The organism is Sphingomonas gilva, from assembly GCF_003515075.1.
Lineage (GTDB): Bacteria > Pseudomonadota > Alphaproteobacteria > Sphingomonadales > Sphingomonadaceae > Sphingomonas > Sphingomonas gilva.
Map to the genome: position 1 here is coordinate 56,893 of NZ_QWLV01000001.1, position 13,964 is coordinate 70,856.

A 13,964-nucleotide genomic window follows, 5' to 3' on the forward strand; every position below is an offset into this window, starting at 1 on the left:
TCCCCCGTTACGCAGACTGTGTGAGGGGGGAAGGACAGTCAATATTGTCGACGCGGACGCATCCGATGCGGATAAGGTATCCGGCGACGGCGTCAGTCGTGCTCGCGCCCGCCCGCGCCCATATAGAGCTCGCTGCCGGTTTCGCGGAATTTTTCGCTCATTTCGGCCATGCCGGCTTCGGCTTCCTCCGCGGCGAGGCCCCCTCCACCATTCGGCTTTGCCGAATGGTCCCCCTCCCCCGCTGACGCGAGGGAGGAATTGGCGGCAAGGAAGCTTTCTGCGCCCTGATTCTGCTTCGCCGCAAAATCCCTCACTTCTTGGGTGATCTTCATCGAGCAAAACTTCGGCCCGCACATCGAGCAGAAATGCGCGGTCTTTGCGCCTTCCGCCGGCAGCGTCTGGTCGTGATACTGCTCCGCCGTGTCGGGATCGAGGCTGAGGTTGAACTGGTCGCGCCAGCGGAACTCGAAACGGGCGCGGCTGAGGGCGTCGTCGCGCAGCTTGGCCGCGGGATGCCCCTTGGCGAGGTCGGCGGCGTGGGCGGCGAGCTTGTAGGTCACCACGCCGACCTTCACGTCGTCGCGGTCGGGGAGGCCGAGATGCTCCTTCGGCGTCACGTAGCAGAGCATCGCCGTGCCGTACCAGCCGATCATCGCCGCGCCGATGCCGCTGGTGATGTGGTCATAGCCCGGCGCGATATCGGTGGTGAGCGGGCCGAGCGTGTAGAAGGGGGCCTCGCCGCATGCCTGGAGCTGCTTGTCCATATTCTCCTTGATCTTGTGCATCGGCACATGGCCGGGGCCTTCGATCATCACCTGCACATCCTGCTCCCAGGCGCGTTTGGTCAGCTCGCCCAGCGTGTAGAGCTCGGCGAACTGGGCCTCGTCATTGGCGTCGGCGATCGAGCCGGGGCGCAGGCCGTCGCCCAGCGAATAGGCGATGTCATAGGCCTTCATGATCTCGGTGATCTCGTCGAAGCGTTCGTAGAGGAAGCTCTCCTTGTGGTGGGCGAGGCACCATTTCGCCATGATCGAGCCGCCGCGGCTGACGATGCCGGTGACCCGCTTGGCGGTCATGGGGATGTACGGCAGGCGGACGCCGGCGTGGATGGTGAAATAGTCGACGCCCTGTTCGGCCTGCTCGATCAGCGTGTCGCGGAAGATCTCCCAGGTCAGGTCCTCGGCGATGCCCCCGACCTTCTCGAGCGCCTGGTAGATCGGGACGGTGCCGATCGGCACGGGGCTGTTGCGGATGATCCATTCGCGCGTGTCATGGATGTTGCGCCCGGTCGAGAGGTCCATGACGGTGTCGGCGCCCCAGCGGATCGCCCACACCATCTTGTCGACTTCGCTCGCCACATCGGATGCGACCGCCGAGTTGCCGATATTGGCGTTGATCTTGACCAGGAAGTTGCGGCCGACCGCCATCGGCTCGCTTTCGGGATGGTTGATGTTGCTGGGGATGATCGCGCGGCCCCTCGCCACCTCGTCGCGGACGAATTCCGGCGTCACGTAATCGGGGATCGAGGCGCCCCAGTCCTGGCCGTCGCGGACATATTCGTTGAGCATCGCGCGACCGAGATTCTCCCGGGTGGCGACATATTCCATCTCGGGCGTGACGATGCCGCGGCGGGCATAGTGCATCTGGGAGACGTTCATGCCCGGCCTGGCGCGGAGCACGGTGCGGCGAACATTGGGGAAGGGCTGGACGCCGCCGCTGCGGTCGGGGCCGAGCTGGCCGTTATCCTCGGGGCGGACCTCGCGCTGGGCGACCTCCTCGACGTCATTGCGGCTCCGGATCCAGTCGCGGCGCAGCTCGTGGAGACCGGCCATGATGTCGATGCGGGTGGCGGGATCGGTATAGGGGCCGCTGGTGTCGTAGACGCGCAAGGGGGGTTCGCCCGAGGAGGGTTCGAGGTCGATCTCGCGCATGGCGACGTTCAATGGGCCGACATGCACCTTATGGCTGCCGCGGATCGGGCCGGTGGTGACACGGAGCTGCGCTCCGCCCCCTCCACCATTCGCCTGCGGCGAACGGTCCCCCTCCCCGTTCCGGGGAGGTATAAGTTCGGTGCGGGCGGGAATGTCGGCCATCGTCATGCTCTCCACTATCGCGGGGAGCACGGGCTTCGGATGAAGGACCGCCCACTCCCTACGCCGGTGTCAACCGGATCAGGTTCAGCGGGTCGGCGGCTCCTGCCACCCTCTCAAGCGCGGATAGGGACCCCATCAAACTATCAGCTTGATGGGAACCCGGCAGCGCTCCCCCGGGGATGGCCCCTTGTAGGTCAGCGCCTGGGCACGGTCCATAGATAGATGGTGCGGCCTTCCACCTCTTTCGTCACCTCGGGCTCCCAGTCGCCCATGCGGAAGGCGTGGCTGACGATGCGCGTGCCGGGCTTGAGCTCGGCGAGCAGGCGCGGACGCAGCTTTTCGTTCAGCGAATCGAGCAGGTAGAGCGTGACCACCGTCGCGTCGCTGAAATCGGTCTCGAACAGGTCTTCCCGCTTGATGGTGACGAGGTTGCCGACGCCCTCCTTCGCGACGTTGGCCTTGGCCTCGGCGATGCGTTCGGGATCGATGTCGATGCCGGTCGCGCGGACGCCGTAGAGCTTGGCGGCGGTGACCGGGATGCGCCCGTCGCCCGAGCCGAGATCGTAGAGGACGTCGCCCTTTTTGACCTTGGCGAGCTTGAGCATCGCCTCGACCACCGGCTGGGGCGTGGGGACGTAGATCACGTCGGGCGTGCGCGTCTGCGTGGGCGCCTGCTGCGCGCAGGCGGCCGAGGCGCCCGCCGTGGCGAGCATGATGGCGAGGACAAGGCATTTCATCGGGCGAACTCCTTCTCGCTTGGGGAACCGTTGGGCGACAGGCGGATGAACAGGGATAGCGCCGCGCCGACCGCCAGCAGCGCGACGCCGGCCAGCGCGCTGACGCCGGTATAGGCGATGCTCGACCAGAGCAGGTAAAGGCTGGTCGCGCAGAATATCGCCGGGGTGAGCGGATAGAGCGGCACGCGGAACGGGCGATCGACGCCGGGCTCTCGCCGGCGCAGCACGAACAGCGCGACGCCGACGCCGAACATGGCGAGCCAGAACACCGGCGCGGTGAACTCGACCGCCGCGGCGAAGCCGTCGCGCGACAGCCCGCCCAGCACGACCAGCAGCAGCGCCACCGCGCCTTGCGCGAGGAGCGCGTTGCCCGGCGTGCCGCGCGCGCCGTCCCAGCGGCCGAGCCAGCCGAGCGCGGGGGTGTTCTCGCCCAGCGCATGGCCGGTGCGCGCGCCGGTGATGACGGTGGCGTTGGCCGAGCTGAGCGCGGCGACCGCGACGATCAGGCTGATCGCCACCGCGCCCGCATCGCCCATCGCCAGCCGCATGGCGTCGGCCGCGACCGCGTCGCTCGCGGCCATCCCGCCAAGGCCCAGCGCGTGAAGAAAGGCGAGGTTGACCAGCAGGTAGAGCAGCGTGACGAGCGCCAGGCTCGCGACCAGCACCCCGGCGATGCGCCGCCGTCCGCCGCGCAGCTCCGCGGTGACGTAGACGGTCTCGCTCCACCCGCCGAAGGTGAGGAGGACGAACACCATCACGAGCCCCAGCGCACTGCCCTCCGGCGCCGCAGCGACGGCGGACGCAGGCGCAGGCGGGACGAGCAGAAAGGCGGCGGCGGTGATCAGCAGCAGGCCGCCGACCTCCAGCAGCATCAGCCACAGCTGCGCGCCTGCGCCCTGGCGCGCACCGGCGCGGTTGAGCGCGGTGAGGAGGATGACGATCGCCGCGGCGAACAACACCGGCCCCCGCGGGCCGATATCGACGATCTCCGCCAGATAATCGCCGAAGACGAAGGCGAGCAGCGCGATCGATCCGGTCTGGATCACCGACAGCCGCGCCCAGGCGTAGATGAAGCCCACCCGTGCGCCGAACGCGCGCTTCAGATAGCTGTAATCGCCGCCGACGCCGGGATAGGCCGAAGCGAGCTCCGCATAGCACAGCGCGCCGACGATCGAGAGCAGCCCGCCCGCGATCCAGGCGGCGGCGAAGACGAAGGCGTCGGCGGAATTGGCCGCGACCAGCGATGGCGTGCGGAACACGCCCGCGCCGATGACGATGCCGATGCAGATCGCGACGGCATGGCGCGCGCCCAGGATCGGCCGGGGCCCCGCCCCGTCCGCGAATATGTCGCCGTGCGGAGGATCGCTACGGACACGCAACATCCGCTCCAAACCGGCCAGGCGCGACTTGGTTGCAGCCGGCCGCGCACGCGGTCAGAAAGTGTAGCCCAGGCCGATGCCGCCGAACCACTGGTTGCGGCTGCCCGCGACCGACACGATTGGCGAGTCGGCGAAATCGCCGAGCAGGCGGTTATAGCCGATCAGCCCGAACAGCCCCAACCCGTGCCGGAGATCGCCCGACAGCGACTGGCCGAGGATCAGCGTGCCGCCGACGCTCTTGAAGCCGCCATCGGCGTCGTACGCCGGCAACCCGCTCGCGACCGATTGGCCGGGCGCTATCGAGAAATAGGTCCGCGCGAAATCGTCGCCGACATAATCGGCGGTGACGCCCAGGCCGACGAAGGTGGTGGTCGACAGCGGCGTGCCATATTCGATGGTGGGGGTGATGACGTAGCTGTCATGTCCGCCGATCACGTCATGCTGATAGCTGATCCGCGCCCCCAATGTATCATAGGCGGAGGTGATGATTCCGGTCTTGGAGACGCCCGCCCAGGCGCCGACCTCGAGCGCGCTGTCGGTCTCTCCGAGCGCGCGGATGCGCGGGTCCTCGATCGAATCGAGACTGGAGCGGCCGCCGCGATACTGGATCATCGGGCCGAAGGAGATGTCGACGCTCTCGCCCGGCGGCTCCGGGATCACGTCGACGAACAGCGCGAGGCCGCGGGTGAAGAAGCTGATGCCGGAGACCTTGCCGCGCACGATCGCGCCGGGGATCACGCGATAATCGTTCGATCCCTCATAATCGGGAATGACGACCACGCCGACGCCGGCGGTGACCGTGTCGCGATCGGGATCGAGCGAGGGATTGTCCACGGCGGTGCCGGGATCGGCCTGGCCGGTCTGCCCCTGTTCGGTATCCTGCGCCAAGGCAGGCGTGGCGAGCAGGGCGGCGGCGAACAGGGCCGTGAGCGTGCGGTGGATCATATGTGTCCAATTCAACAGGTTGCGCTGCCGCAACGAGCCAGAAGCGGTTTTGGTTGCGGGGCGGCCGCATCACAGGAAGTAACGCATCCGCACCTGTTGCCGCTCGGCATCACCATCGAGCGTGAAGCGCGCGGCGGAGAAGCGCGGCGGGCCAAAGGTGAATTTCGGGTTGCGCGAGAAGCCGATGCCTTCCCTGGGAATGCCGGCGAAGGTATCGAGCTTCGCGTTGGCATTCTCGTCATGGATGATGGCGATGGCATAGCCGCCCGGAGCGAGTCCCTCGAACACGGTATGCGGCGCGCTGGCTGGAATCGATCGGGTGACGGCCCCGGCATCATCGACGCAATCGGGGAAATTGTCCGGATCGCGCGTCAGGCAGATGCGCACCAGGCCCTTTGCCGAACGCAGCTTGTCGACGCCGACGTCAAGCGTCGAGGTCGGGCTCGCGCCGGCCAGCAGAATGAACGCCGCGGCGGAGAGAGCGGAAATCGCCAAGCCCCTTGTCGGTGCCGCAGAGCCGATCCCAGAAGCGGAAATAGAGGCCATAGTTGCAAGCATACTCCGCATGATGCCGCTGGTGATGGCTGGCGGTGATCAGCCAGCTGCCGAGCGGGCCCGAGTGCATCCATCTGGGGAAGATTTCCCACCCCATATGGTTGGTCACACCCATCACCGTCATGATCGCCAGCACAAGCCCCAGCGCGGCGACGTGGATCGGAATTACAAAGACCAGTAGCGGAATTACCACAGCGCCGGCGATCGCCTCGAGCGGATGGAAGGCCATCGCCGCCCAGGCCGTCGGCGGGCGGCTGGCGTGGTGGACCGCATGCGCGATGCGGAACGGGCGCGGGCGGTGCATCCAGCGGTGGGTCCAGTAGAACCAGGCGTCGTGCGCGGCGAGGTAGAGCAGCACCGAGACGGGGAGATACCAGAGCGGCCAGGCGGAGACGTCGCTGTAGATGCGCGTCCAGCCATGTTCCCGCCAGCCCCAGGCGACGATCCCGGCGGGCGCGCCGTAGATCGCGGCCGAGGCGAGGCTCCAGCCGATCTCGCGCCGCATCTGCCGGTCGAGGCCGCGATAGAGGCCCGGATGCCTGATCCGCGTGGCGAGGGCGAACGCGCCCGAGGCGGCGAGATAGCGCGTGCCGACGATCGCGGTCATCGCGAGCGCGGAAAGGAGGATGGCGAGCGCGGGCGACATGGCCCGATCATAGGCGCCGCGCGCGCGGCCGGATAGACTTGGCGCGAACGGCGTTGTCCGCCCCGGAGCACGCGATGAACTTTCCCCCCGAACGGACAGGCCGCTGACGATGGCGGCGGCGCGCAAGCTGAAGGTGTTTCGCACGCCGATCGGCTTCCACGACGCCTATGTCGCGGCGCCCAGCCAGAAGGCGGCGCTCGAGGCATGGGGCAGCGACCATGACCTGTTCGCCCGCGGCGTCGCCGAACGCGTGACCGATGCCCAATTGTCCGCCGAGCCGCTCGCCAATCCCGGCAAGATCATCAAACGGATGCGCGGAACCGCTGCGGAGCAGAAAGCCGCGCTCGCCGGCGATGATGGCGGAAAGGTCACGAAGCCGGCCGCCAAGGCGAAGCGCGCGCCGCATCCGAGCCGCGCCGGGCTCGACGCCGCCGAAGCGGCGATCGAAGCTGCCGAGCGCCGTCACCGGGCGGAACGCGCGGCGCTGGCGCGCGAAGAGAAGGCGCTGGCCGCCAGACGCCGCAAGCTCGACAAGGCGCAATCGAACGAAGCCGGAAGGCTGGAGCAGGCGCGCGAGCGGGCGGATGCCGCCTATCGCCGCGCATTGGCGCGCTGGCGGGAAGGATAGCCTGCGATCATCGGTGCGCCGGCGTGCAGGGCTTGCCTTCATATTCGAAGCGGACGCGGCGATATTCGCGGCCGTTCCAGCGTTCGACCGGGAAGCAGAAGCCCGGCCCGCCGATCTCGATATCCGGCCAGCCGCCGACGCCCCTGGTCTCCAGGAACCGCAGCATGCCGGTCCCCTGGGTGATGCGCCGCCAGCGCGCCGGGCCCTGCTTGCTGACCAGGACATAGCCCGCTCCCGCGCCGCCATAGCAATAGCTGCTGCCTTCGGTGATCACCGCTTCGGGCAAATTGTCGCCGTTGACGTCCTCGACCTGCTCGATGCTGCCCGGCGTATAGCCGGCGGTGCCCGGATCGTCGCAACCGCGCCACGCGCCGCCCATCTTGAGGAAGCCTGCGGCGCGGAACGCGGCGTCGCGATCCGCCGGCGCAAGCGCGACCTGCGCCGCCGCGGCTGCGGAGAGCAGCGCCGCTCCCGTCGTCAACGCGCGAATCATGCCGGTGCCTCCCGCCCGCGATACGCCTATGATAACATGACGCGTATCGCCGGGCATCGCGTCCGGGCGGCCTAGGCCGAAGGTCCTAACCTCCCTGCCACAGCTTGATCGCCTCGACCGGCCAGACCAGCATCAGCACGTTCAGCGTCAGATTGTCGCGGATCAGCCACAGCGTCATCAGCTCGAATGCGATGGCGAGCGCGACCGTCAGCCACACCGGCAGCCGCGCGGCGAGCGCGAAGCCCAGCGCCATCCAGCCGATATCGGCGACCGAGTTGATCACGCTGTCGCCCGAATAGCCGAAGGCGATGGTCGCCTCGCGGTAGCGGTCGATGATGATCGGCGAATTCTCCAGCAGCTCCCACGCGCCCTCGACCAGCACCGCGAGCGGCAGCGCCCATTGGCGCGCGCCCCCCTTCAGCAGCAGGTGCGCCGCGCCGTAGAACAGGAAGCCGTGGATGACGTGGCTGAAGCTGTACCAGTCGGCCAGATGCTGGCTGTTCTCGCTCGACTGCACCACGCCGTGCCACAGCTTGACGCTGCCGCAGGCGCAGATCGGCGGGCGGCCCATGACGAGCAGGATCGCCGCGGCGACGGCTGCGAGGAGGATGGCGGCGACCAGCGCGCGCGGCGGGGTGCGGAGGGCTCGGCGCGGGACGGTCATCGCGCGACATTGCCGGGCGCGGGCGCGCTAGGCAATGAAACCGTGCGATCGATCCGAAATGGCGCGAGTTGCGAAGAGCGATCGAGTTGACTCCAGAATAAGGTCCTGTAACGTCCGCATATTAGGGTCGCACGACGTCTTGTTTGCCTGGGGGGACAACGATGTTCATGCGCCTTTGCGCCGCCGGTCTGGCGGCTGTGCTTCTATCCGGATGCAATCTAGCCGACGAGCGAGTGAGGCTTTCGCAGGCCGAGCCGCTGTTCAGCAGCAGCGTCGGCGAGAATGCGGACCTGTGCCTCGACGATCCGCTGTTCCTTTTCGCAGTGACCGCACCGGAAAGCAGCCGGTCGCCCCCGGCATTTGCAGGCAACAAAGTCTGTGGAGATCTTCTCGATCAGTTGCGCGCCTACGAATTTGATCGAGGACCGGGAAAAGGCGACGCTACGGAGCAAACGCTCTGGCGGCGCAACGAGGTGGTCGACGCGCTCATCGCGGTGTCGAACGACAAGTGCGGCAGCTATTCGGCGCATCTCAAGACCTTCGACGGGCAGACCAACAGCGCGCTGAGCGTGCTAGCAATCCTGACCGGCGGTGTTGGCGGCATCGTCCAGGGGGCGGAGGCGGCGCGCATCCTGTCCGGATCGTCCGCCATGCTGAGCGGCAGCCGCACCGCGATCAACGAAAGCTGGTTTTCCAGCCAGACCATCCACGTGCTCGTCGCCGCCTATGAGAAATCGCGCGAGCGGCAGTTGCGCGACATCACGAATCGCCAAGCCTGCCCGATGACCTCCTACACGTTGATGGACGGGTTCGGAGATGCGATGCGCTATCATGCGAGCTGCTCGATCCTCACCGGTCTCGCCGAGGCGGCGCAGGCGATCGAACGGTCGGATCAGCCTGGTCTTGATACGATGCGGCGGCAGCTTGCCGATCTTGCTTCGATTCAGAAGCAGGCGGACAATCTTATATCGGCGTCGTTTGTGACCAACTCACTTTCCGGGCAGCTGGCTATCGATCAGCACAACAGGATGAGCAACAACCTGCAGAACCTCCTCAACCGGCGCACGACGCTCGAGAATGATCTAAGGGCCGCGAAGGATGCCGCTCGTGCGACCGAAGCGGCCCGCTCTCCGGCGGCGGACGCGGCGGCGCTCGACGCGGCGGCTGATGCCGATCCCAAGGCCAAGCAGATCGAGGCGCAGATCACTGCTCTGAAACAGCCTATCGACGATGCGAAAACCGACCTGCAGGAGGCGCAGACGAAGCTCCAGGCCGTCGTCAAGGCGGATGAGGACGAACAGAAGCGTCGTCGGGAATTCAGCAGCGAACTGACCAAGAGCGACGCGGAGCGGGCCGAGTGTCCGTACGAGGGCTCGCGCGATAAAGCCAAGGGATAGCGGTCTTCCCACGCGCGGTGAAAGCGGGCGATTGTGCGCCGAACCGCATTTCCCTTCATGCGCGCCTTACGCTAACCGCCCCTCACCTATGGCAGAGAGCATTTCCTGCGATGTCGCCATCGTCGGCGGCGGGCTGGCTGGCGGGCTGATCGCGCGGGCGCTGGGCGAGCGGCGCGGCGATGTCGACGTGCGGCTGATCGAGAGCGCGCCCAGGCTGGGGGGCAATCACGTCTGGTCGTTCTTCGGCGGCGATATCGCGCCGGGCGACAAATGGCTGGTCGCGCCGCTCGTCAGCCATGCCTGGCGGCGCTATTCGGTATGCTTCCCCGATCTCGAGCGGACGCTCGACGCACCCTATTATTCGATCGAGAGCGAGCATTTCCACCGGGTGATCCGCGGCGCGCTGCCGCGTGGGCGGGTGATGACGCGCAAGCGGGTGCTGGGGCTCTCGCCGCGCGCGGTGATGCTGGCCGACGGCACGCGGATCGAGGCCAAGGGGGTGATCGACGCGCGCGGCCCGGGCGATCTGGGGCTGCTCGATCTCGGCTGGCAGAAGTTCATGGGACGCGAGCTGGCGCTGGCCGAGCCGCACGAGGCGCCCGATCCGCGGGTGATGGATGCGTGCGTCGATCAGGTGGACGGCTACCGCTTCGTCTATGCGCTGCCCTTCACCGCGACGCGAATGTTCGTCGAGGACACCTATTTCAGCGATTCGCCCAAGCTCGACAAGAAGGCGCTGGCCCAGCGGATCGACGACTACGCGCACCGCCGCGGCTGGAGCATCGAAGGCGTGCACCGCGAGGAAACCGGCGTGCTGCCGATCGCGCTGGGCGGCGATTTCGAAAGCTATTGGCGATCGACCGGGACCGATGTCGCCAAGGCGGGGATGCGCGCGGGGCTGTTCCAGCCGGCCACCGGCTATTCGCTGCCCGATGCGGTGCGGCTGGCGGTGAAGATCGCCGCCGAGCGCGACCTGTCGGGCCCGGCGCTCGCCAGGCTGACGCACGGCCATGCGCGCGCGGCATGGGAAAGCCGCGGCTTCTACCGCCTGCTCAACGCCATGCTGTTCCGCGCCGCCGAGCCGGCCGAGCGCTGGCGCGTGATCCAGCGCTTTTATCGGCTGAACCCTGCGCTTATACGCCGATTCTACGCGGGACAGTCGACATGGCTGGACAAGGCCCGCATCCTCGCCGGCAAGCCGCCCGTCCCGATCGGGCGCGCGCTGCAGGCGGTGCGGGAGACGACGTGGCGGTAAAAACCAGATCGGCGGCGGTGATCGGGGCTGGATTCGGCGGGCTGGCGCTCGCCATCCGGCTGCAGTCGGCGGGCGTCGACACCGTGCTGATCGAGGCGCGCGACAAGCCGGGGGGGCGCGCCTATCATTGGGAGCGCGACGGCTTCGTCTTCGACGCCGGACCCACCGTCATCACCGATCCCGCTGCGCTTGCCGAGCTATGGGCGCTGACCGGCCGCGACATGGCGGCGGATGTGACGCTGGAGCCCATATCGCCCTTCTACCGCCTCAGCTGGCCCGACGGGACCAGCTTCGATTATTCGAACGATGATGCGAAGCTCACCGCCGAGATCGCAAAGCTCGATCCGATCGATGTCGCGGGATACGCCAAGTTCCTAGATTATGCCGCGGGGGTCTATCAGGAAGGCTATGTCAAGCTGGGGCACAGCGCGTTCCTGGACTTCGCGTCGATGGTGAAGGCGGCGCCGGCGCTCGCGAAGCATCAGGCGTGGCGATCGGTCTATTCGATGGTGTCGCATTTCGTGCGGCACCCCAAGCTGCGCGAGGCGCTGAGCTTCCACACGCTCCTCGTCGGCGGCAATCCGATGACGACCAGCGCGATCTACGCGCTGATCCACAAGCTGGAACGCGACGGCGGCGTGTGGTTCGCGAAAGGCGGCACCAACAGGCTGGTCGCGGCGATGGTCTCGCAGTTCGAGCGGCTGGGCGGCACCCTTCGCCTGGGCGATCCTGTCGATGCGATCGAGACGCTGGGCGATCGCGCCACCGCGGTTTCGTGCAAGAGCGGCTGGCGGCGCGAGGTCGATGCGGTGGCGAGCAACGCCGATGTGATGCACAGCTATCGCGACCTTTTGCGCCATTCGGGGTCGGCGCGGCGCAAGGTGCCCAGGCTGCGCGCCAAGCGCTGGTCGCCCTCGCTGTTCGTCGTCCATTTCGGGGTGAAGGGCACCTGGCCCGGCATCCCGCACCATTCGATCCTGTTCGGCCCGCGCTACAAGGGGCTCTTGACCGACATCTTCGACACCGGCGTGCTGAGCGAGGATTTCTCGCTCTATCTCCACCATCCGACGGTGACGGACCCTTCGATGGCCCCCGAGGGGCATTCGACCTTCTACGCGCTCGCGCCCGTGCCGCATCTCGGCAAGCTGCCGGTCAACTGGGGCGAGATCGGACCGGTGATGGAGAAGCGCATCCTCGACGAGGTCGGCCGACGGCTGATCCCCGACATCCACGACCGGATCGTCACCTGCTTCAGCTACGCCCCGACCCATTTCGCGCACGATCTGAACGCGCATCTGGGGAGCGCCTTCTCGCTGGAGCCGATATTGACGCAGAGCGCGTATTTCCGCGTGCACAACCGCGACGACCATATCCCCAACCTCTATTTCGTCGGCGCGGGCACGCATCCCGGCGCGGGGATCCCTGGGGTGGTGGCGAGCGCCAAGGCGACGGCGAAGTTGATGCTGGAGGATTTCGGGTGAATGGCTGTGTGATCCTCCCCGGCACGGGGAGGGGGACCGCACGAAGTGCGGTGGAGGGGGCTGGCCGCGAGCGAAGCGTGTGGGGCGATCCCCCTCCACCAGCCTGCGGCTGGTCCCCCTCCCCGTGCCGGGGAGGATCGGAATGAACCGCCTCGCCGTTTACTGCGGCTCCGCCACGCCCGCCGATCCCGCTTATATCGAGGTCGCGCGGCTTGTCGGCCGCAGCTTCGCCGAACGCGGGATCGGGCTTGTCTATGGCGGCGGGCGGCTGGGGCTGATGGGCGCGGTCGCCGATGCCGCGCTCGACGCGGGGGGCGAGGTGATCGGCGTGATCCCCGAGGCGCTGGTCGACACCGAGGTGGCGCATCGCGGGCTGACCGAGCTGCACGTCGTTCCCGGCATGCACCAGCGCAAGCAGCTGTTCACCGACCTTTCCGACGGCTTCGTCACCATCCCCGGCGGCACCGGCACGATGGACGAATTGTGGGAGGCGATGAGCTGGGCGCAGCTCGGCTATCACGCCAAGCCGGTAGGGCTGCTCAACGCGCTCGGCTTCTACGATCACCTGATCGCCTTCGTCGCCAAGATGGCCGAGATCGGCTTCCTGCGCCCGGTCCACCGCGACATATTGATCGTGGCGGACACGCTCGACGATCTGCTCGAACGGATGGCGGCGCACCGCCCGCACACGCCGATCTTCAAGATGAGCAGCGAAGAGCTGTGAGCGGAGGGTACGCGACGCGCGACGCGATCGTCGCGACCGCGGGCGAGACGATCGCCGCCGGCTCCAGGAGCTTCGCGATGGCGAGCAGGCTGTTCGACCGGCGCACGCGCGAGCGCGCCTGGCTGCTCTACGCCTGGGCGCGCGCCTGCGACGATCTCGCCGACGGGCAGGCGATGGGCCACGACATGACCGCGGTCGCCGATCCGGCCGCGCGGCTGGCGCTGATCCGCGAGCTCACCGCCAGGGCGCTGGCGGGCGAGCCGGTCGGGCATCCGGCGTTCGACGCGCTGCGCTACCTGGTCGCCGAATGCCCGGTGCCGCACGGCTTCATCGACGATGTGATCGCGGGATTCGCGCGCGATGCGGAGGAGTGGCGGCCGCGCTCCGAGACCGACATGCTCGGCTATTGCTACCATGTCGCGGGCGCGATCGGGTGCGCGATGGCGGTGGTGATGGGGGTCTCGCCCGGCGATTCGGCCACGCTCGACCGCGCCTCGGATCTCGGCATCGCCTTCCAGCTCGCCAACATCGCCCGCGATGTCGAGGAGGATGACCGCGTGGGACGCTGCTATCTGCCCGAGGAGTGGCTGGTCGAGATGGACATGCCGCCGGGACAGCACATGAAGCCGCCGTTCCGCGCGCGGCTGGCGGTGCTGGCGAAGCGGCTGGCGGGAATGGCGGCGGCCTACCGGGCGAGCGCGGCGGAGGGCGCGCAGGGCCTGCCCTTCCGCTCGCGCTGGGCGGTGCTGGCGGCGTCGGAAATCTATGGGGCGATCGCGCGGAAGGTGGCGGAGCGCGGCGAACACGCCTGGGACCACCGCGTCGTCGTCGGCCGCGCGGAGAAGCTGGCGCTGGCGGCGAAGGCCGGCGCGGCGGCGCTCAACCAGCGTACGCCGCGGCCCCGCGACGCCGAGCTATGGACCCGGCCGGATCGGGGTTAACGCCGCGAAAACCCTCATTTTACGCA

14 protein-coding genes are annotated in these 13,964 nt (G+C 67.9%); 6 read left to right on the top strand and 8 right to left on the bottom strand.

The annotated features are described in order from the left end of the window. Positions 1-92 precede the first annotated feature (92 nt). The 6 genes from thiC to D1610_RS00295 all read right to left on the bottom strand — a co-directional run bounded on the left by thiC (position 93) and on the right by D1610_RS00295 (position 6,355). Positions 93-2,093 carry a phosphomethylpyrimidine synthase ThiC gene (gene thiC, locus D1610_RS00270; RefSeq protein WP_245941878.1) on the bottom strand — a complete coding sequence of 667 codons (2,001 nt, stop codon included), beginning with the start codon at positions 2,091-2,093 and terminating at the stop codon, positions 93-95. 194 nt (positions 2,094-2,287) lie between these two features. Further along, positions 2,288-2,830, bottom strand: coding sequence for an SAM-dependent methyltransferase (locus D1610_RS00275; RefSeq protein WP_118862153.1), 543 nt, complete (start codon positions 2,828-2,830; stop codon positions 2,288-2,290). After that, on the bottom strand, positions 2,827-4,209 hold the full coding sequence (locus tag D1610_RS00280) for an APC family permease (protein ID WP_245941880.1): 1,383 nt from the start codon (positions 4,207-4,209) through the stop codon (positions 2,827-2,829). Before D1610_RS00280 ends, D1610_RS00275 begins: the two co-directional genes overlap by 4 nt. 54 nt (positions 4,210-4,263) lie before the next feature. Continuing rightward, positions 4,264-5,169, bottom strand: coding sequence for a MipA/OmpV family protein (locus tag D1610_RS00285; RefSeq protein WP_245941882.1), 906 nt, complete (start codon positions 5,167-5,169; stop codon positions 4,264-4,266). A gap of 54 nt (positions 5,170-5,223) precedes the next feature. Next, complete coding sequence (locus D1610_RS00290; protein ID WP_245941883.1) at positions 5,224-5,649, bottom strand: DUF2141 domain-containing protein; 426 nt, start codon at positions 5,647-5,649, stop codon at positions 5,224-5,226. After that, positions 5,579-6,355, bottom strand: a complete 777-nt coding sequence (locus D1610_RS00295) for a sterol desaturase family protein (RefSeq protein WP_118862156.1) — start codon at positions 6,353-6,355, stop codon at positions 5,579-5,581. Before D1610_RS00295 ends, D1610_RS00290 begins: the two co-directional genes overlap by 71 nt. Before the next feature lie 109 nt (positions 6,356-6,464). On the opposite strand from D1610_RS00295, the gene D1610_RS00300 reads away from it, so the two are divergent. Then, entirely contained in the window at positions 6,465-6,983 is a 519-nt protein-coding gene (locus D1610_RS00300) for a hypothetical protein (protein ID WP_118862157.1), read from the top strand. A gap of 7 nt (positions 6,984-6,990) precedes the next feature. Here D1610_RS00300 and D1610_RS00305 read toward each other — a convergent pair whose 3' ends face one another. Together D1610_RS00305 and D1610_RS00310 are read right to left on the bottom strand one after the other, a co-directional pair. Beyond that, positions 6,991-7,476, bottom strand: coding sequence for a hypothetical protein (locus tag D1610_RS00305; protein ID WP_118862158.1), 486 nt, complete (start codon positions 7,474-7,476; stop codon positions 6,991-6,993). 85 nt (positions 7,477-7,561) lie between these two features. Further along, positions 7,562-8,140: a DUF2585 domain-containing protein gene (locus D1610_RS00310; RefSeq protein ID WP_118862159.1), complete on the bottom strand. Its 579-nt coding sequence runs from the start codon at positions 8,138-8,140 to the stop codon at positions 7,562-7,564. A gap of 161 nt (positions 8,141-8,301) precedes the next feature. Between D1610_RS00310 and D1610_RS00315 the strand changes: the two genes are divergently transcribed. The 5 genes from D1610_RS00315 to D1610_RS00335 all read left to right on the top strand — a co-directional run bounded on the left by D1610_RS00315 (position 8,302) and on the right by D1610_RS00335 (position 13,938). After that, positions 8,302-9,537: a hypothetical protein gene (locus D1610_RS00315; RefSeq protein ID WP_147414237.1), complete on the top strand. Its 1,236-nt coding sequence runs from the start codon at positions 8,302-8,304 to the stop codon at positions 9,535-9,537. A gap of 88 nt (positions 9,538-9,625) precedes the next feature. Then, positions 9,626-10,792: a lycopene beta-cyclase CrtY gene (crtY, locus tag D1610_RS00320; protein ID WP_118862161.1), complete on the top strand. Its 1,167-nt coding sequence runs from the start codon at positions 9,626-9,628 to the stop codon at positions 10,790-10,792. Further along, a complete protein-coding gene (locus D1610_RS00325; protein WP_245941885.1) occupies positions 10,783-12,273 on the top strand; it encodes a phytoene desaturase in 1,491 nt (496 codons plus the stop codon). The genes crtY and D1610_RS00325 overlap by 10 nt, the downstream gene beginning before the upstream one ends. Positions 12,274-12,415: 142 nt before the next feature. Then, positions 12,416-12,997, top strand: a complete 582-nt coding sequence (locus D1610_RS00330; protein ID WP_118862163.1) for an LOG family protein — start codon at positions 12,416-12,418, stop codon at positions 12,995-12,997. Between the two features lie 77 nt (positions 12,998-13,074). Continuing rightward, positions 13,075-13,938 carry a phytoene/squalene synthase family protein gene (locus tag D1610_RS00335; protein WP_118862895.1) on the top strand — a complete coding sequence of 288 codons (864 nt, stop codon included), beginning with the start codon at positions 13,075-13,077 and terminating at the stop codon, positions 13,936-13,938. Positions 13,939-13,964 lie beyond the last annotated feature (26 nt).

Coding starts and splice junctions, on each gene's coding strand:
- thiC (WP_245941878.1), bottom strand. CDS start 2,093: ATGGCCGACATTCCCGCCCGCACCGAACTTATACCTCCCCGGAACGGG.
- D1610_RS00275 (WP_118862153.1), bottom strand. CDS start 2,830: ATGAAATGCCTTGTCCTCGCCATCATGCTCGCCACGGCGGGCGCCTCG.
- D1610_RS00295 (WP_118862156.1), bottom strand. CDS start 6,355: ATGTCGCCCGCGCTCGCCATCCTCCTTTCCGCGCTCGCGATGACCGCG.
- D1610_RS00300 (WP_118862157.1), top strand. CDS start 6,465: ATGGCGGCGGCGCGCAAGCTGAAGGTGTTTCGCACGCCGATCGGCTTC.
- D1610_RS00305 (WP_118862158.1), bottom strand. CDS start 7,476: ATGATTCGCGCGTTGACGACGGGAGCGGCGCTGCTCTCCGCAGCCGCG.
- D1610_RS00310 (WP_118862159.1), bottom strand. CDS start 8,140: ATGACCGTCCCGCGCCGAGCCCTCCGCACCCCGCCGCGCGCGCTGGTC.
- D1610_RS00315 (WP_147414237.1), top strand. CDS start 8,302: ATGTTCATGCGCCTTTGCGCCGCCGGTCTGGCGGCTGTGCTTCTATCC.
- crtY (WP_118862161.1), top strand. CDS start 9,626: ATGGCAGAGAGCATTTCCTGCGATGTCGCCATCGTCGGCGGCGGGCTG.
- D1610_RS00330 (WP_118862163.1), top strand. CDS start 12,416: ATGAACCGCCTCGCCGTTTACTGCGGCTCCGCCACGCCCGCCGATCCC.
- D1610_RS00335 (WP_118862895.1), top strand. CDS start 13,075: ATGGCGAGCAGGCTGTTCGACCGGCGCACGCGCGAGCGCGCCTGGCTG.